Annotated in this window: 16 protein-coding genes; 3 read left to right on the top strand and 13 right to left on the bottom strand. The window is 67.9% G+C overall.

Annotated features, from left to right (window positions below; genetic code table 11):
• Window positions 1–12 precede the first annotated feature (12 nt).
• The 10 genes from ACIOSY_RS12560 to ACIOSY_RS12605 all read right to left on the bottom strand — a co-directional run bounded on the left by ACIOSY_RS12560 (window position 13) and on the right by ACIOSY_RS12605 (window position 10,851).
• Window positions 13–1,092: a UDP-N-acetylglucosamine--N-acetylmuramyl-(pentapeptide) pyrophosphoryl-undecaprenol N-acetylglucosamine transferase gene (locus ACIOSY_RS12560; protein WP_400853671.1), complete on the bottom strand. Its 1,080-nt coding sequence runs from the start codon at window positions 1,090–1,092 to the stop codon at window positions 13–15.
• Entirely contained in the window at window positions 1,089–2,330 is a 1,242-nt protein-coding gene (ftsW, locus tag ACIOSY_RS12565) for a putative lipid II flippase FtsW (protein WP_400853673.1), read from the bottom strand. Before ftsW ends, ACIOSY_RS12560 begins: the two co-directional genes overlap by 4 nt.
• Window positions 2,299–3,837: a UDP-N-acetylmuramoyl-L-alanine--D-glutamate ligase gene (murD, locus tag ACIOSY_RS12570; protein WP_400853675.1), complete on the bottom strand. Its 1,539-nt coding sequence runs from the start codon at window positions 3,835–3,837 to the stop codon at window positions 2,299–2,301. Before murD ends, ftsW begins: the two co-directional genes overlap by 32 nt.
• Window positions 3,827–4,933 carry a phospho-N-acetylmuramoyl-pentapeptide-transferase gene (mraY, locus tag ACIOSY_RS12575; RefSeq protein ID WP_400853677.1) on the bottom strand — a complete coding sequence of 369 codons (1,107 nt, stop codon included), beginning with the start codon at window positions 4,931–4,933 and terminating at the stop codon, window positions 3,827–3,829. Before mraY ends, murD begins: the two co-directional genes overlap by 11 nt.
• Window positions 4,930–6,342, bottom strand: coding sequence for a UDP-N-acetylmuramoyl-tripeptide--D-alanyl-D-alanine ligase (gene murF, locus ACIOSY_RS12580; protein ID WP_400853679.1), 1,413 nt, complete (start codon window positions 6,340–6,342; stop codon window positions 4,930–4,932). The genes mraY and murF overlap by 4 nt, the downstream gene beginning before the upstream one ends.
• A gap of 27 nt (window positions 6,343–6,369) precedes the next feature.
• A complete protein-coding gene (locus ACIOSY_RS12585) occupies window positions 6,370–8,136 on the bottom strand; it encodes a peptidoglycan D,D-transpeptidase FtsI family protein (RefSeq protein WP_400853681.1) in 1,767 nt (588 codons plus the stop codon).
• 26 nt (window positions 8,137–8,162) lie between these two features.
• Window positions 8,163–8,741 carry a hypothetical protein gene (locus ACIOSY_RS12590; protein WP_400853683.1) on the bottom strand — a complete coding sequence of 193 codons (579 nt, stop codon included), beginning with the start codon at window positions 8,739–8,741 and terminating at the stop codon, window positions 8,163–8,165.
• Complete coding sequence (gene rsmH, locus ACIOSY_RS12595) at window positions 8,738–9,676, bottom strand: 16S rRNA (cytosine(1402)-N(4))-methyltransferase RsmH (protein WP_400853685.1); 939 nt, start codon at window positions 9,674–9,676, stop codon at window positions 8,738–8,740. Before rsmH ends, ACIOSY_RS12590 begins: the two co-directional genes overlap by 4 nt.
• Before the next feature lie 101 nt (window positions 9,677–9,777).
• The gene (gene mraZ / locus ACIOSY_RS12600; RefSeq protein WP_400853687.1) at window positions 9,778–10,209 is read right to left on the bottom strand and encodes a division/cell wall cluster transcriptional repressor MraZ; all 432 of its coding nucleotides are present in this window, start codon (window positions 10,207–10,209) and stop codon (window positions 9,778–9,780) included.
• A gap of 267 nt (window positions 10,210–10,476) precedes the next feature.
• Window positions 10,477–10,851, bottom strand: coding sequence for a DUF3040 domain-containing protein (locus ACIOSY_RS12605; protein WP_400853689.1), 375 nt, complete (start codon window positions 10,849–10,851; stop codon window positions 10,477–10,479).
• A gap of 85 nt (window positions 10,852–10,936) precedes the next feature.
• Between ACIOSY_RS12605 and ACIOSY_RS12610 the strand changes: the two genes are divergently transcribed.
• Window positions 10,937–12,037, top strand: a complete 1,101-nt coding sequence (locus ACIOSY_RS12610; RefSeq protein ID WP_400853691.1) for a polyprenyl synthetase family protein — start codon at window positions 10,937–10,939, stop codon at window positions 12,035–12,037.
• 12 nt (window positions 12,038–12,049) lie between these two features.
• On the opposite strand, the gene ACIOSY_RS12615 is transcribed toward ACIOSY_RS12610, so the two are convergent.
• A complete protein-coding gene (locus ACIOSY_RS12615) occupies window positions 12,050–12,409 on the bottom strand; it encodes an Rv2175c family DNA-binding protein (protein WP_400853849.1) in 360 nt (119 codons plus the stop codon).
• A 120-nt stretch (window positions 12,410–12,529) separates the two neighbouring features.
• Between ACIOSY_RS12615 and ACIOSY_RS12620 the strand changes: the two genes are divergently transcribed.
• Both ACIOSY_RS12620 and pknB read left to right on the top strand, forming a co-directional pair.
• Window positions 12,530–13,711 carry a LysM peptidoglycan-binding domain-containing protein gene (locus ACIOSY_RS12620; protein WP_400853693.1) on the top strand — a complete coding sequence of 394 codons (1,182 nt, stop codon included), beginning with the start codon at window positions 12,530–12,532 and terminating at the stop codon, window positions 13,709–13,711.
• Window positions 13,712–13,790: 79 nt separating this feature from the next.
• Complete coding sequence (gene pknB, locus ACIOSY_RS12625; protein WP_400853695.1) at window positions 13,791–15,737, top strand: Stk1 family PASTA domain-containing Ser/Thr kinase; 1,947 nt, start codon at window positions 13,791–13,793, stop codon at window positions 15,735–15,737.
• A gap of 154 nt (window positions 15,738–15,891) precedes the next feature.
• Here the strand turns inward: pknB and ACIOSY_RS12630 are convergent, their stop codons facing one another.
• Both ACIOSY_RS12630 and ACIOSY_RS12635 read right to left on the bottom strand, forming a co-directional pair.
• Window positions 15,892–17,232 (bottom strand): class II 3-deoxy-7-phosphoheptulonate synthase, encoded by a 1,341-nt coding sequence (locus ACIOSY_RS12630; RefSeq protein ID WP_400853697.1) that lies wholly within the window; start codon window positions 17,230–17,232, stop codon window positions 15,892–15,894.
• Between the two features lie 37 nt (window positions 17,233–17,269).
• Window positions 17,270–17,968 (bottom strand): lysophospholipid acyltransferase family protein, encoded by a 699-nt coding sequence (locus ACIOSY_RS12635; RefSeq protein ID WP_400853699.1) that lies wholly within the window; start codon window positions 17,966–17,968, stop codon window positions 17,270–17,272.
• Between the last annotated feature and the right edge of the window lie 53 nt (window positions 17,969–18,021).

Here is an 18,021-nt window from a genome sequence, read left to right on the forward strand (position 1 = left end):
GTCCAGCTCAGTCTAGTTCGAGGCGTTCAGAGCGCGGTCTACGAGCGCGATCACGTTCTCGGTGCCGTTGCGTGTCCCGACCGCCTGCGCGGCCTCCGCCATGCGCGCGATCCGCGCGCGGTCGGAGAGAAGAGGTACGACGATGCGACGCACCGCGTCGCCGTCGAAGGTCGCGTCGTCGAGGAGCTCTGCCGCACCGGCCGACACGGCGGATGCCGCGTTGAGGCGTTGCTCGCCGTTGCCCACCGAATACGGGATGTAGAGCGCGGGGATTCCCAGAGCGCTGATCTCGCTGACGGTCGCCGACCCCGACCGCGACACGATGAGGTCGGCGAGAGCGAACGCGAGATCCATCCGGTCCACGTAGCGACGCAGGGCGTATCCGTCGGCACCGGGGTCGGCGAGGTCGCTGCGTTCGCCGGTCACGTGCAGCAGCTGCCAGTCGGCGGCGAGGATGTCCTGCCACGAGTCGGCGAGTGCTTCGTTGAGTCTCTGCGCGCCGAGAGAACCGCCGAAGACGAGCAGGACGGGACGAGCGGCATCGAGTCCGAAGTGCGCGGCCGCCTCGTCTCGCGCGGCGACACGATCGAGCGCGATGACCTCACGGCGCAGCGGCATGCCGACGACCTCGCCACCGCGGAGCGGCGTGCCCTCGAACGCCACGCCCACCCCGGCGGCGCGACGCGCGCCGAGGACATTGGCGAGACCGGGCTTGGCGTTGGCCTCGTGCACCACGAAGGGGATGCCCTCGCGGCGAGCGGCCACGTAGGCCGGCGCGGAGGCGTATCCCCCGAACCCGACCACGACATCGATGCGGTGGGCGCGGATGTGCGCGCGCACCTGGGAGATGGCGCGACGGAAGCGCTGCGGAAACGCCAGGGCCTGACGGTTGGGCCGCCGAGGGAAGGGGACCTTGTCGACGATGAGCAGCTCATAGCCCCGCGCGGGCACCAGACGGGATTCCAGCCCCTCCGCCGTGCCGAGTACGAGGACGGTGGCCTTCGGGTCGCGTTCGAGAAGACCGTCGGCGACGGCGAGCAGGGGGTTCACATGGCCGGCGGTGCCACCGCCGGCGAGGAGGTACGAGGTCACTTGGTGACCCTACCCCGCCCTGCCTGGGGAGTCCGTCGCGCGGAGGATCGGCGGGTGCCGGCATCGCTCTCGGTGGCGGGAAGAGTGCGGGCGAAGGCGAGGAGCACGCCGCACGCCAGGAGCACGGCCAGCAGCGCCGTTCCGCCCTGGGACATGAACGGCAGCGGCACGCCCATGACCGGGAAGAGGCCGACCACGACGCCGACGTTGAGGACGGCCTGACCGACGATCCACACCGTGATGCCTCCGGCCGCGACACGGATGAACGGGTCGTCGGTCTTGCGGATGATGTGGAAGGCGCCCACCGTGAAGAACGTGAAGAGGGCCAGCACAACGATGCATCCGATGAGCCCCAGCTCCTCGCCGACGATGGCGAAGATGAAGTCGTTGCCCGGGGCGGGCAGCCACCCGTACTTCTCCTGCGAATTGCCGAGGCCGAGGCCGAAGATGCCACCGTTGGCCATGCCCCAGATGCCGTGGATCGACTGGTAGCAGTCGGTGTTGTAAAGCGCCATGTCGTCGCAGTTGGCGGTGATGCGTCGCATGCGGTCGGCGCTCGAGAGTGCGTAGGCGAGCACGGCCGCGACACCGAGGATCACCGGGATGATGAACAACCGGAGCTTCACCCCGGAGAAGAAGAGGCATCCCAAGAGGATCAGCACGAGCACCATGGCGGTGCCGAGGTCCTTTCCGGCGAGGACCGTGCCGATCGCGAGCGCGCCCACCGGCACGACGGGGATGAACACGTGGTGCCACGTGCCGAGCATGGCCTGCTTGCGCAGCAGGACGAAGCCGATCCAGAGCGCGAGGGCGAGCTTGAGGAATTCGGAGGGCTGCATCTGGAATCCGGCGATCTGGATCCAGTTGCGGTTTCCGCCGTCGGCGACGCCGAGCGGCGTGAAGACGAGCATCTGCAGCGCGACGGCCCCGAACAGCGCCGGCCATGCCAGCTTCTTGAGGAAGCGCACCGGAAGTCTGCTGATCAGGAACATCAGCGGGACACCGAGGAGCGCGAATACTCCCTGTCGCAGCGCGGCGCTCATCGGGTTCGCCCCGCTGGCGACCGCGGTCGCGCTCGTCGCGGACAGGACCATGACGAGACCGAAGATCGTGAGGAGCAGCGCGGTCGACGCGATCAGGAGGAACTCGGTCGACACCGGCGTGAACCGGTGTCCGAGCGAGACCCTGGCCGAGAGGCCGCCGGACTCAGAACGTGGAGGGCGTGCCACCTGAGTCATCGGCATTCCCCCGCTCGATCCAGTCCTGCACCGCCTCGGCGAAGCGATGTCCGCGATCCGCATAACTGGAGAACTGGTCGAAGGAGGCGGCTGCGGGAGCCAGCAGAACCGTGCCCTCGCCGTCGACGATCCCCGCCGCGATCTCCACGACACGATTCATGACTTCTCCAGTGTCGCCAGCATCCACCTCGAACACCGGCACCGTCGGCGCGTGTCGTCGGAATGCCGTCACGACGACATCCCGCTCGACCCCGATGACGACGGCCGCACGGGCCGTACCGCCGACGTCTGCGACGAGGTCGGCGATGTCGACGCCCTTCAGGTCTCCCCCGACGACCCAGACCGATCCGGGATACGCCCGCAGGGAGGATGCCGCGGCGTGCGGGTTCGTCGCCTTGGAATCGTCGATCCAGGTGATGCCCTCGTGGCGGGCGATGACCTGGATGCGGTGGGCGTCGAGCGTGAAGCCCTGCAGGGCTGCATGGATCGCCTCGGGTTCGACGCCCAGCGAGCGGGCCAGAGCGCTCGCGGCGAGGATGTTCTGCACCATGTGCGGGGCGGCCAGTCCGACGCGTTCGAGGTCTGCGATGGTGGTGAGTTCCAGCGCGCTCCGCGCCCGATCGTCGAGGAACGCCCGATCGACGAGCAGGCCCTCGACCACACCCAGGTCGCTGGGTCCGGGGACTCCGAGATCGAATCCGATCGCCCTGGCTCCGACAACGACCTCGGCGTCTTCCACCATGCGCCGTGTCTCTTCGTCGGCCTTGTTGTAGACGCACGCCACCCGGGTGTTGCGGTACACGAGAGCCTTGGCATCGCGGTACGCGGCCGCACTGCCGTGCCAGACGAGGTGATCGTCGGCGAGGTTCAGACAGACCGCGGCGTGCGGGAAGAGCTGCCCCTCGGGCCGGGACAGCCCGAGGTACCAGAGCTGGTGGCTCGAGAACTCGACGACGAGGACGTCGAAGCCGGCGGGATCGCGCACGGCATCGAGCACCGGAACGCCGATGTTGCCGCACGGTGCGGCGCGCAGTCCACCGGCGACGAGCAGCGATGCCGTCATCTGCGTCGTGGTGGTCTTGCCGTTGGTGCCGGTGATGAGCACCCAGTCGGCCGGGGTGCCGTCGTCACGCGTGACCTTGTCGCGCACGCGCCAGGCGAGTTCGATGTCGCCCCAGATCTCGATCCCCGCATCCTGCGCCCAACGGATCACAGGATGCGACGGCGAGAAGCCGGGAGATGCGATGACGACCTCGGGAGCGAAGTCCGTGAGGGCCTCCGGGACCGCTGCGAGCGACCCCAGCTCGAGGCGCGCGCCGATCACCGGCAGCAACCGCGCGTACTCCTCGTCGGCGGACTCGCTGAGGACGAGTACGTCCGCGCCCAGCTCCGTCAGCGTGTCGGCGACCGAGAATCCGGTCATCGACAGTCCGAGCACGGCGACGCGCAGTCCCCGCCAATCGGACGTCCAGCTGGTGAGTGCGCTCAGACGTTCGTCAGTCGACACGGGTCAGCCACTCGACGTAGAAGAGTCCCACCGCCGAGACCGCGAGCAGACCGGCGATGATCCACATGCGCACGACGATCGTGACCTCCGACCATCCGCGCATCTCGAGATGGTGGTGGAAGGGGCTCATCAGGAACAGGCGCTTGCCCCGGGTGATCTTGAAGTAGCCGCGCTGCAGGATCACCGATCCCGACGAGAGCACGAAGACTCCGGCGATCACGAGCAGCAGCAGTTCGGTGCGCGTGAGGATCGCGAGTGCCGTGATGACACCGCCGATCGCCATCGACCCGACATCTCCCATGAAGACCTTTGCCTTCGGCGCGTTCCACCAGAGGAATCCGATGAGGCCGGCGGCGAACGATGCCGCGATGATGGCCAGGTTGAACGGGTCTCGCACCTCATAACAGGCGCTGAGCGCGTCGACGTCGCCGCGGATGCACGACTGCTTGAACTGCCAGAAGGCGATCAGGCTGTATGCGCCCACCACGATCACACCGGCGCCCGCGGCCAGCCCGTCGAGACCGTCGGTGAGGTTCACGCTGTTCGACGTGGCCACGCCGATCACGGCGATCCACGCGAGGTACAGGGCCCAGCCGAGCACGACACCGAAGGCGAAGAGGTTCAGCCAGGTGATGTCGCGGAACAGCGAGATCGAGCCGCTCGCGGGTGTCTGATCGAAGTTGTTGGGGAAGTTGAGGGCGACGATGCCGAACGGCACGATGACGATCAGCTGGCCGATGACCTTGCGCCACCCCGAGAGTCCGAGACTGCGCTGGCTGCGCACCTTCATGTAGTCGTCGATGAAGCCGACCGCGCCGAAACCGACCATGAGCCAGATCACCAGGAGCGCCGATGCCGCCGGGACGCCTCCGCCGACGTAGACGCCGGTGAAGTACCCGACGATCGTGCCGAGGATGAAGATCACTCCGCCCATCGTGGGCGTGCCGCGCTTGGCCTCGTGGCTCGGGTTCTCGAGCGCCTCCGGGGTGCGGATGACCTGCCCCCAGCCCCACTTCCGGAAGAGCCGGAGGAAGACGGGAGTAAGGAAAAGGGTGAAGGCGAGCGATATCGCCGCCGCCATGATGAGGGACCTCACGAGAACAATTCTCCCAGACGATCGCCGAGATGCCGGAGGCCCACGGAGTTTGATGACTTGACGAGCACGCGATCTCCGTCGCGCAGCTCGGTGCGCAGGTACTCGAAGGCGGCTTCCTGGTCGGGCAGATGCACGGCCTCGCTGTCCCACGACCCCTCGCCGACGGCCGACAGATAGAGACGTCGCGCCTCCGGTCCGACGACGACGATGCGGCGGATGTTCAACCGCACCGCGAGCAGACCGATGCGGTCGTGCTCCTCGCCGGCACTCTCGCCGAGCTCGCTCATCGCACCGAGCACCGCGACGGTGCGCTCATCGGGCCCGGTGATCTGGGCGAGCGTGCGCAGAGCGGCCGCCATCGAGTCGGGGCTGGCGTTGTACGCGTCGTTGATGATGCGCACGCGGTCGTTGCCCATCGACTGCATCCGCCAGCGCTCGGCGATCTCGACGGTTTCGAGGCGCGCGACCGCGTCGGCGAGCGAGACGCCGAGCACGCGCGCGGCCGCGATCGCGGCCAGGGCGTTCGTCACGTGGTGGGCGCCCAGCACACGGAGATCGAGAGGGATTCTCTCGCCGTCCGACTCGATCACGCAGCGGGTGCCGGATGCCGTCACCTCGATGTCGTGCGCGCGCACATCGGCAGCAGCGCTCTGACCGAAGCCCACGACGTGCATGCCCCGCGACTGCGCCAGCTCGCGCATCGCTGCGACGCGGGCATCGTCGACTCCGAGCACCGCGGTGCCGGAGGCCCGGGCGGCGGCCACGAGTTCCGACTTGGCCTTCGCCGTCTCCTCGATGCCACCGAAGCCGCCCGCATGGGCGAGACCCACCATCAGGACGACGGCGACATCCGGTTCGACGAGACCCGCGAGCCTCGCGATACTCCCGGGGGCTGCCGCGCCGAATTCGCTGACGAGGAAACGCGTGCTCTCGGTCACCCGGAGCATCGTCACCGGGGCGCCGACTTCGTTGTTGTAGGAGTTGATCGGCGCGACCGTCTCGCCCTCGTCGGAGAGGATGCGTGCGAGGAAGTTCTTGGTCGTCGTCTTGCCGTTCGAGCCGGTGATGCCGACGATGCGCAGATCGCCGCGTTCGCGCACACGGCGCACGACCTCACGCGCGAGATCGGCGAGCGCGGCGACAGCATCCGTCACGACGATCTGGCTCACGGGCTCGTCGACGACGTGCTCGACGATGGCCAGCCGGGCGCCCGCCTTCGCGGCGGCGCCGACGAAGCGATGCCCGTCGGTCTCGGCTCCGGGCTTTGCGACGAAGACGGAACCTGCGGCCATCATGCGGGAATCCGTGTCGACGACACCGTCGACGACGGTCTCGGCCGAATCGGATCCGGAAAGGCGCAGCTCACCGCCGACAGCTTCGGCGATCTCAGCGAGCGACAGGGCGATCATGACATCTCCAGGCGCGGCTCTCGCCGGCTATTCGAACTTGGGCAGCAACTCGTCCATCGGAACGGAGGACGGCATCACGCGATAGGTCTTCATCACCTGCGTCATCGCCTTTTGGAAGGCGGATGCGGTTGCAGCGGACGATACAACCTTAGTCGGCTCGTCGAGGGTGACGACGACGACGTACTGCGGGTCATCGACCGGGGCGAAGCCCACCATGCTGGTGAAGTACACCCCGGCCTTGTAGCCGCCGTTGCCGTCGGGCACCTGGGCGGTACCGGTCTTGCTGGTCACGCGGTAGCCGGGAACCTGGATCCGCTCGGCGTTCCCGCCCTGCACGGCGACGTTCTCGAGCATGCGGGTGAGATCCGATGCGGTCTGCTCGGTGATGATCTGCTCGTGCTTCGGCTCGTCGGGTGTCGCGACGGTGCCATCGGCCTTCGTGCAGGACTCGACCAGTGAGAGGTCGATCTTCTCGCCGCCGTTCGCGATCGCCTGGTACGCACCGGCGACCTGAGCGGCCGTCACCGTGAAGTACTGGCCGAATGTCGTCGTGTACAGCGACTGGCTGTCCCACTCGCTCACGGGGTGCAGGATGCCGGAGACCTCGGTCGGGAACCCGATGGTGTCCTCCCCCACGCCGAATCGCTGCAGGTAGTCGTAGCGCACCTCAGGGGCGACCATCGTGCCGAACTTCGACAGCGCGACGTTCGACGAGTCGATCAGACCGCCGGCGAGCGTGTAGTTGTAGGCCGGGTGCGTGAAGGCGTCGTTGATGACGGCACCGTTCGGGAACGTCTCCTTCGAGGCGGCGCTCACGGTGGTGAGCGGAGTGACGCCCGCCCCTTCCATCACGGCCGCGGCGGTGATGGCCTTGAAGGTCGACCCGGGCTCGAAGTCGCGGTGGAAGATCTGGCTTCCCCATGAGGCGGGCGTAGCCCCCTCGAGATTGTTGGGATCGAGCGCGGGCCATTCGGCCGCCGCACGGATCTTGCCGGTCTTGACCTCGACGACGGTTACCGTGCCGCCCTTGGCACCCTGCGCCTGCGCCTCTTCGGCGATCATCTGCTGGAGGTACCAGTTCAGGTCGCTGTTGATGGTGAGCTGCACGGTTCCGCCGTTGACGGCATCGACGGTGCGTTCGCTTCCGGGGATGACGACGCCGTTCTTGCCCTTGCGATAGGTCTCCTCGCCATCGACCGGGGCGAGGCAGGAGCTGTCCATCTTCTCGATGCCGGCCTGGGCCTCACCGCTCCCGTCGAGGAATCCGACGATGTTGCCGGCGACGGCGCCGTTCGGATAGACGCGGGTCTCGCGCGATGGCATGTGGAGGTAGGGAAGACCGAGGTCTTCGAGTTCCATGTACTGATCGGTGCTCAGCGACGTCTTCAGCTTCACGTATTGGCTGTCGGGGTTGATGGCCAGGGCGTCAGAGACCAGCGCGCGAACCTCGTCCCCGGTCTGCCCGGTGATCGCCGCGATCTTCTCGGACGCTTCCGCCCAGGGCAGCGTCGGCTCCTTGTCTTCGAGGAGCATGATCACCTGGGGCGACAGCTCGGCGTCGTAGACGAGGACGCTGGAGGCGAGGACCGAGCCTCCGGAGTCGACGATCGTGCCACGCTGACCCGAGATCGTCTCACCGTGACCGAGGTAGCCCTGCGAGTCGGAGACGTGCTCGTTCGCGCTCACGACCTGGATGTCGACGAGGCGGACGACGAAGGCCCCCAGAACGGCGAGGATCACGGCGAGGGCGACGACTGTGCGTCGCCGCGGTCCGCGTGTGGCGCGTGTCGTCATGGGATCTCTCCGTCAGGTCGTTTCGTTCAGTGCGTGGTCGGGCTGGGAAGCCCGTCGGTGATGGCGGGAGGCAGGTCCTGGGCGGTGTCGGTCGCGGCGTCGTCGACCGCCATCTGGTCACCGGCGGCCGCATCCTCGACCGGAGGCGGCACGACCACGGCGTTGCTGACCGCGCCCGCGCCGTTCGGATCGACGGTGGAGTTCCAATCGGCTCCCGCTCCCGTGCCGAAGACCGCCCCATCGCTGAGGCGGAGGTACGAGGGGGATCCGGCGACGACCATGCCGAGACCGGCTGCGCTGCTCGCGAGCACCTGCGGCGAGCCGAGGCCGGTGAGCTCCTCCTGCAGGGCGTGCGTGCGGAGACTGAGATCGCGCTGCTGGGAGGTGAGTCCCGCGAGCGTGTACGAGTCCTGGGTGATGGCCAGCGACAGAGCGATCTGCAATCCGCCGATGAGCATCGCTCCCGCGAACGCGATCAGAGCGTAGGCGAGCTTCGGCTTGCGACGGACGGCGGGCTGGGTGACCGGCTGCAGGCGGCGCGTCGGAGCGGTGACCGGTGAGACCGGCCGTACCGGCTTGCGGACGGCGGCGGCTGGTGCACTCATGCGGACTCCCGGAGCTTCTCGGCCGCACGCAGTCGAACCGGGATCGCCCGCGGGTTGCGCGCACGCTCCTCGTCGCTCGCGAGCTCGGCGCCCTTGGTCAGAATGCGGAAGCGCGGTGCGTGCTCCGGCAGCTCGACGGGAAGGCCCCGGGGGGCCGTCGATGCGGAGGCCGCGGCGAACGCCTGCTTCACGAGGCGGTCTTCGAGCGACTGGTACGACATCACCACGATGCGTCCGCCGACCCCGAGGGCGTCCATGGCGGGCGGGATGGCGTCGGCGAGTACGTTGAGCTCGGCGTTCACCTCGATGCGCAGTGCCTGGAACACCCGCTTCGCAGGGTGACCGGCGCGCTGCGCTGCGGCGGGCGTCGCCGCCTGAAGGATCTCGACCAGCTCGGCGGATCGCGTGATCGGCTTCTTCTGGCGAGCCTCGATGATGAACCGGGCGTAGCGTCCGGCGAGCTTCTCCTCGCCGTAACGCTCGAAGATGCGACGGAGGTTGCCTTCGCTGTACGTCGCGATGACGTCGGCGGCGGTGGTCCCCCTGGTCTGGTCCATCCGCATGTCGAGCGGGGCATCCTTCGAGTAGGCGAATCCACGATCCGCCTCGTCGAGCTGCAGAGAGGAGACCCCGAGGTCGAAGAGGATTCCGGATGCGCCCTGTGCGTGCAGACCGATCTCGTCGTACACGGTGTGCACCAGGGTGATCCGATCGGCGAACCGCTCGAGCCGCTGACCCGCGATGCGCAGCGCATCCGTGTCGCGGTCGAGACCGATGAGGCGGATGTTGTCGAAACGCTCGAGGAACGCCTCGGCGTGGCCCCCCATGCCGAGGGTCGCGTCGACGAGCACCGCTCCGTCGGCCTGGAGGGCCGGAGCGAGCAGCTCGATGCAGCGTTCGAGCAGGACTGGGGTGTGAATGTCTCGGAGGTTCATGATCTTTCTCGGGTGACCTTCGGCTCTGATCCCCCTCCGCTTCGCGACCCGGCACCGGGGAAGTGTGTCGGGGCGGGAGCGGCGGGGCATCACAGCCGTGGTCAGAAGAGGCCCGGGATCACCTCCTGCTCCAAATCGGCGTAGGACTCCTCGCCGGCAGCGAGGTAGGTGTTCCAGCTCTCGGCATCCCAGATCTCGGCGTGTGCGCCGACTCCGGTGACGATGAGCTCTTTCTGCAGGCCCGCGTACTGACGCAGGTGGGTCGGGATGGTGATGCGGTTCTGGCTGTCTGGCATCTCCGCACTGGCACCGGAGAGGAACAGTCGCATGAAGTCACGCGCCTGCTTGTTCGCGAGCGGGGCCTGACGGATCCGGTCGTGCATCGCCTCGAACTCGGCCGTGCTGAAGACATAGAGGCAGCGCTCTTGACCACGTGTGACGACGATGCCGCCACCCAGGTCTTCGCGGAACTTCGCGGGAAGGATGACCCTTCCTTTGTCGTCCAGCTTCGGAGAATGCGTCCCCAGCAACATCAGCCATCACCCCCTCTCCGTCCGGCCAACTCGAGGTGCGCCCCACTTTACTCCACTTCCCTCCACATTCCTACGAAATCTCTGCATGGATATCAGCGCGCAGGCCCCAGCACATCTCAAGAACCGCATGATTCCGCGGTGGAGAGTGGTGGAGGGCAGGTGGAGGACAAGTGGAGGACCGCGCGCGCGTCAGCGGCTCCTCACCCCGGAAAGGGCATGAAAAAGGCCCGGATGCTCAAAGCATCCGGGCCTGGGAAGTACTGGTGGTCAGCTGGCGTCGTGCCGGCGATCCCAACGATCGTTCATTCGATCCATGAACGACGCCGAATCCTGGCGCTTGGCGGCAGGTCGCTCGGCCTCGACGAGGGGCGTCGTACGTCGCACCGGGGTGACGGCGAGCATGACGCCCGCGAGCATCGCGGCGAACCCGACGACACCCACGACGATTCCCCAGACATCGCCGAGGATCACCCCGGCGATCAGTCCCCCGACACCGGCGAGCACGAGGAGTGCGCCGTAGACGAGGTTCCGATAGCTCAAAGCGCGGTCGCCCGAAGGCGCACTCACGACGTCTGCGTCGTTGTGGAGGAGATGGCGTTCCATCTCGTCGAGCAGACGCTGCTCCTGTTCGGAGAGTGGCATTTCGTCCCCCTCGGGTATCGTGCGTTCCATTCTACGCGCGCGCAGCGGTCGGAGGCTAGCCGTTCGCCCACTCCTTGCTTTACGTATGCTGGGAGTCGTGCCCTCCCCCGCGCTCGTTACCGAAGCCGTCACCGCCCGTCTCGAACTCTTCGTCGCACGAATGCAGCACGAGTCCGCGGAGTACGGACCGGATGCCGCTGCCCTCATGCAGGCCGCGATCGACACGCTGGTCGGTGGCAAGCGGCTGCGCGCGCGGTTCTGCCACGCCGGCTGGCAGGCGATCGCCCGCGTCGACGATCGCCGTGCCACGGAGGACTCCGCCCTCTGGGACCTCTGCGCGGCCCTGGAGATCTTCCAGTCGGCCGCCCTCGTGCACGACGACATCATCGACAACTCCGACACGCGTCGCGGCCGGCCCTCCGCCCACCGAGCGCTGGAGAGTTCCCACCGATCGGCGCTCTGGGCCGGTGATGCCGAGCAATTCGGACGCTCGGCCGCCGTTCTCCTCGGCGACCTGCTGGTCGCGTGGAGCGACGACCTGCTCGAGTCGGGGCTGATCGAGCACCCGTGCGCCCACGGCGTCCGCACCGAATACGCCCGCATGCGCCGCGACGTCACCGTCGGCCAGTTCCTCGACATCGCCGAAGAGTCGGCCTGGCGGGTCAACGACATCGGCAGCCACGCAGAGCGCGCTCTGCGTGTGGTCTCGTTGAAGTCGGCGCGGTACAGCATCGAGCAGCCCCTCATCCTCGGCGCGACCCTCGCCGGCGCCGACGCCGCCCAGCTCTCGGCGCTCCGCGCATTCGGGCATCCGATCGGCATGGCCTTCCAACTGCGCGACGACGTCTTGGGAGTCTTCGGCGACGAGTCGGTCACCGGCAAGCCCGCAGGAGACGACCTCCGCGAAGGAAAGCGGACGGTTCTGATCGCCTTGACGCGCGAGAAGCTCGACGTCTCCGCGCGCACGGTTCTCGACGAGATGCTCGGCGACGACGAGCTCAGCGCCGAACAGGTCTCATTCCTGCAGGCGACCATCGTCGACACCGGAGCACTCGACCGCGTGGAACGCATGATCGCGGACTACGCGCACGAAGCAGACCGGTCTCTCTCCGGTGCGCGGCTCGACAATGCCGCAGTGGGCGACCTGCGCGATCTGGCCCGCGCGGCGACGGTTCGCTCGGCCTGACCGCCAGGCCGGTCAGGCCAGGGTGCGCGCGATGCGGCGGACCTCGCCCTTGTGGCCGGCGAGAAGCGCGGCGATCGGCGAACGGCCCATCGACTCCTCTTCGGCGAGCAGCCAGTCGATGACCTCGTCATCGCTGAATCCGGCATCCTGCAGCACGATGATCGTTCCGCGGAGCGAACTCAGCGGGCTGCCATCGACGATGAACATCGCGGGCACGGCGAACACGCCGGTGCGGCGGGATCCGACGAGGTAGTGCTCGTCGATCAGTCGGCGGACCTTTCCGAGCGGCTCATCGAGCGCCTCGACAAGATCAGGCATGGTCAGCCACTCGAGGGCAGGGGTCGCAGCAACGTTCTCAGACACGAAGCCCACTATCTCATCTCCGGCGGGACGGCGCATTTCAGCACTCCTTTCACATCAGTCACTTGCGTCACTTCTGTTGACTTCCGTTTACATCCGTGTCAGCGTGGCAGGGCTCGAAGGAGGCACATCGTGACACCGAGAACATCCGCGCGTCGCCTGCGATACGCATCTCTGGGACTGCCGGCCGCCGTGCTCGGCGCCCTGGCCGGTACGCTGGCCCCGGCTGCCGCAGGGGCTGACGTCGTCGCCACCACCGCGCCTCTGGATCGCCTGTCGTCCGCGTCGAACCGCGTCGCCCCGCAGCAGGTCGCACCGGCGACCTACACCGTCGTCGCCGGCGACACCGTCTCGGCGATCGCGGGGCGCTTCGGCCTCCGCACCGCCGACGTACTCGCCTGGAACGGACTCACCGCGCAGTCGGTGATCCAGCCCGGGCAGACGCTCACGCTCTCCGGCCCGGCGAGCGTCGCTCCTCCCGCTCCCGCAGCATCCACCGGCACCTACACGATCTCCGCGGGCGACACGCTGTTCGCCCTCGCGCAGACGCACGGCGTCTCGCTGGACTCCCTCCTCGGCGCCAACGGGCTCGATCGCAGTTCGATCATCTACCCGGGGCAGACGCTCACGATCCCGGGAGCATCCGCCGTCGCCCCTGCCGCCGCTCCCTCGGCGACGCCACCCCCACCGGCAACGGCATCCGCGCCGACGTCCACCTACACCGTGGTCGCCGGAGACACGCTCTTCGGCATCGCGCAGCGGCACGGCTCGACACTCGACGCCCTCCTCGCGGCGAACGGCCTCGACCGGGCATCCATCATCTACCCCGGGCAGAACCTCGCCCTGACCGGAACTCCACCCGCCGCCGCGGCGGCGGTCGTGCCTCCCGTCGGGCAGCAGTCCGCCGATCTCTCCGCCGAGCAGAACGCGAACGCCGCCCTGATCATCAGGATCGGCCGCGAACTGGGCGTCTCCGACCGGGGCATCGCGATCGCCCTCGCGACGGGAATGGTCGAGTCCGGGCTGCGCAACCTCGACTGGGGCGACCGCGATTCCCTCGGCCTGTTCCAGCAGCGCCCGAGCACGGGATGGGGCACTCCCGCGCAGGTGCAGGACGCCGAGCGCAGCGCGCGCGTCTTCTACGGAGGTCCGAGCGACCCGAACGGTTCGACCACGCGCGGACTCCTCGACATCCCCGGCTGGGAGACCATGCCCTTCACCGACGCGGCGCAAGCCGTGCAGATCTCGGCCTATCCCGACCGCTACGGGCAGTGGGAATCCGCCGCGTACCGCTGGCTCGGGCTCACCCAGTGACGGCTTTTCTGAAAACCGGTTGCGCCCCAGAGGTGAGGCGTTCCCGAGGCTTTCAGGCAGTTCTCCATAGAATTCTGACGTGACGTCCAATCAGCAAGCCGACCCCCTCATCGGGCGGCTTGTCGACGGTCGCTATCGCGTGCGTGCGCGCATCGCCCGCGGCGGCATGGCGACGGTCTACGTCGCGACCGACCTGCGCCTCGAGCGACGCATCGCGCTCAAGGTCATGCACGCGCATCTCAGCGACGACTCCGCGTTCCAGAGCCGGTTCATCCAGGAAGCCCGATCCGCGGCACGACTGGCCGATCCGCACGTCGTCAACGTGTTCGACCAGGGCCAGGACGGCGAGCTCGCCTACCTGGTCATGGAGTACCTGCCGGGAATCACGCTGCGCGAGCTGCTGCGCGAGCAGAAGCGGCTCACGATCCCGCAGACCATCACGATCATGGATGCCGCGCTCTCCGGTCTCTCGGCGGCGCACCGGGCGGACATCGTGCACCGCGACGTCAAGCCGGAGAACGTGCTGCTGGCCGAAGACGGTCGCATCAAGATCGGCGACTTCGGTCTCGCACGCGCCACCACCGCGAACACCGCCACGGGGCAGCAGCTCCTCGGCACCATCGCCTACCTCGCGCCCGAACTCGTGACACGCGGCACCGCCGATGCCCGCAGCGACATCTACGCGCTCGGCATCATGCTCTACGAGATGCTCGTCGGCGAGCAGCCCTACAAGGGCGAGCAGCCGATGCAGATCGCCTTCCAGCACGCGACGGAATCCGTCCCCCGGCCGAGCGCGCGAAACCCCGCCGTGCCCGAGCAACTCGATGAACTCGTGCTCTGGGCCACCGAGAAGTCCCCCGACGAGCGACCCGACGACGCGCAGCAGATGCTCGACCGGCTGCGCGAGATCGAGCGCTCGCTCGGCGTCTCCCCCGCCGCAGCCTCGGCGACACCCCCGATGCGCGCGGCGGCGGATTCCGGCGACCTCACCAAGGTGATGCCGACCACGATGGCGCTCGCCGATCCGACCGCACCCGTGCCGCAGGCCATCGACAATGCGACGATCCTGCGTCGCCGCGCATCGCGGCGACGTGCCCGCGGGGCGTTCCTGCTCACCCTCGTCCTGCTGCTCGCGGTTCTCGCCGGCGGCGTGGGCTGGTGGTTCGGCTCCGGACCCGGGTCCCTGGTCGCAGTTCCCGGCGTGGCGGGCCTGAGCTATCAGGAGGCGGCGGACACGCTCGTCGCCGATGGGTTCGTGCCGCAACAGCAGGACCAGTTCTCGATCGACATCGAGGCGGGCACCGTGATCGAGACCGATCCCGGTGAAGGGCAGCGCCTCGACAAGGGTGCGGCGGTGATGGTGATCGTCTCCGCAGGACCGGCCAGCCACACCCTCGAGCCGTTGAACGGCCGTTCCGAGAGCGACGCACGCGAGTACCTCGACGGGGTGCAGGTCAATGTGGCCGACGCGCCCGTCCTCCTCTTCTCCGACGCGCCGGAGGGCGTCGTCATCAACGCATACATCACGCCTCGGAACGGGGGCGAGGTCTACGTCTGCGGCGAGGGATGCGACGTCTTCGAAGACGACAGCGCCGAACTCTACGTCTCGGCCGGCGCCTTCCCCGACGTGTCGGGCATGTCGGTCGACCAGGCCACGACCACGCTCACCGACAAGGGACTCACCGTCACGGCAGAGCCCCAGTACGTGTTCAGCTCCGACGTCGCCAAAGACGAGGTGATCGGTGTCGCCGATCGCGCTGAAGAGGGCAACTGGCGACCGGGCGACGACGTGCAGCTGATCGTCTCGAAGGGTCCTGAGCTGTTCCCCGTCCCGGATGTCTCCGGCAAGACGTTGAACGAGGCCAAGCGGATCCTCGACGAGAACGGCTTCAAAGCCGCATACGCGGCCTGGGGCGATCTGCCAGGGTTCGCGGAGATGGCGAAGGTGACGGGACAGAACCCGGGCACCGACAAGTCGCTCCCCCGCGGCGGCACGGTCAACCTCTCGATCCAGCTCTCCGGCTGATCCTCGCGCGGGCCGAGCATCCTCGGCCGCACAACACGGGCGCACAATACGGCCGCAGTGCACGCCGCGCCGCACATGAAGAAGACCGCACCTCCGGGTCATCCCCGGGGTGCGGTCTTCTTCGTGCGGTGCTGCGCATACTGCGCAGGAGCGGTCAGCGCTTCTCCAGCTCCTCGGCGACCAGGAAGGCCAGCTCGAGAGACTGCATGTGGTTCAGACGCGGGTCGCAGAGGCTCTCGTAACGGGTCGCCAGAGCGGCCTCGTCGATGTGCTCGGAGCCGCCGAGGCACTCGGTGACGTCGTCACCCGTCAGCTCGACGTGGATCCCGCCCGGGAACGTTCCCACAGCGCGGTGGGCCTCGAAGAAGCCGCGCACCTCGTCGACGACATCGTCGAAGCGACGCGTCTTGTAGCCGGTAGGCGTGGTGATGCCGTTGCCGTGCATCGGGTCGGTGACCCAGAGCGGCGTGGCGCCCGAATCACGGACCGCCTCGAGCAGCGGGGGCAGTGCGTCGCGGATCTTGCCGGCACCCATACGGGTGATGAAGGTCAGGCGACCGGGCTCACGGTTCGGGTCGAGCTTGTCGATCAGCTCGAGAGCCGTCTCGGGCGTCGTGGTCGGTCCGAGCTTGACGCCGATGGGGTTGCGGATCTTCGAGAAGTAGTCGACGTGCGCGCCGTCGAGGTCGCGCGTGCGCTCCCCGATCCACAGGAAGTGCGCCGAGGTGTTGTACGGCTGGTCAGTGCGCGAGTCGATGCGCGTCATCGGACGCTCGTAGTCCATCAACAGGCCTTCGTGGCCGGTGAAGAACTCGACGCGCTTGAGCTCGTCGAAGTCAGCGCCCGCCGCCTCCATGAAGTTGATGGCCCGATCGATCTCGGCTGCCATACGCTCGTAGCGCTGATTGGCCGGGTTCTGGGCGAAGCCCTTGTTCCAGGAGTGCACCTCGCGCAGATCCGCGAACCCACCCTGCGTGAAGGCACGGATGAGGTTCAGTGTGGAAGCGGCGGTGTGGTACCCCTGCAGCAGGCGCCCGGGATCGGCCTGACGGGAAGCCTCGGTGAAGTCGTAGCCGTTGACGATGTCGCCTCGGTAGGCGGGCAGCGTGACGTCGCCACGCGTCTCGGAGTCGCTCGAGCGCGGCTTGGCGAATTGCCCGGCCATGCGCCCCATCTTCACGATCGGCATGGATGCGCCATACGTGAGCACGACGGCCATCTGCAGCACCGTCTTGATGCGGTTGCGGATCTGGTCGGCCGTCGCACCGGCGAAGGTCTCGGCGCAGTCACCGCCCTGCAGCAGGAACGCGCGACCGGAAGCGGCACGGGCGAGACGGTCACGGAGGTTGTCGACCTCACCGGCGAAAACGAGCGGCGGCATCGCGCCGATCTGCCGCGAGACCTCGGCGACGCGCTCGGCGTCGGGCCAGTGAGGCTGCTGCTTGATCGGGAGCGAGCGCCACGCGTCCAGGGCGTCGATATCGTGCGGGAGCATCCCCCCAGCCTAGTGGGCGCGAACGACGCGCTCGGCGTCAGGAGCCGCGTGTGACGCGCGGGGGAATCCGGTCCTTCACGGTCGACGCGTAGACGTCGTCGTACCGCTGCTCGCCCAGCCGCTGGAGCGCGACCATGATCTCGTCGGTGACCGATCGCAGGATGTAGCGGTCGTTCTCCATGCCTGCATACCGGGAGAAGTCGAGAGGCTCACCGATGACGATTCCCACCCGGACGATGCGCGGCACCTTGTGCCCGATGGGCATGGCCGTGTCGGTGTCGACCATGATCACGGGGATGACCGGCACCTTCGCCTCGAGCGCCATGCGCGCGATGCCCGTGCGCCCACGGTAGAGGCGCCCGTCGGGACTGCGGGTGCCCTCGGGGTAGATGCCGAGGAGGTCTCCTCCGCCGAGCACCTGCAGTCCGGTATTGAGGGACGCCTCGGATGCTTTGCCGCCGGAGCGGTCGATGGGGATCTGCCCGGTCGCCTTCATGAAGAACTTCGTCGCCCGCCCCTTCAGGCCGCGTCCGGTGAAGTAGTCGCTCTTGGCGAGGAACGACATCGACCGGTCGATGACCAGCGGGAGGAAGATCGAGTCGGCGAACGAGAGGTGGTTGCTGGCCAGGATCGCCGCACCGCTCGCGGGCACGTTGTTGCGCCCCACGATCCAGGGGCGGAATATCGCCTTGACCACGGGGCCGATCACCACGTACTTCATCAGCCAGTAGAACATCGTGGTGAGTCTAGCGCCGCGTGCGCGTCATGCCCCGAACTTCGCATGAACGA

It is taken from the genome of Microbacterium sp. NPDC087665 (genome assembly GCF_044743285.1).
Classification (GTDB): Bacteria; Actinomycetota; Actinomycetes; order Actinomycetales; family Microbacteriaceae; genus Microbacterium.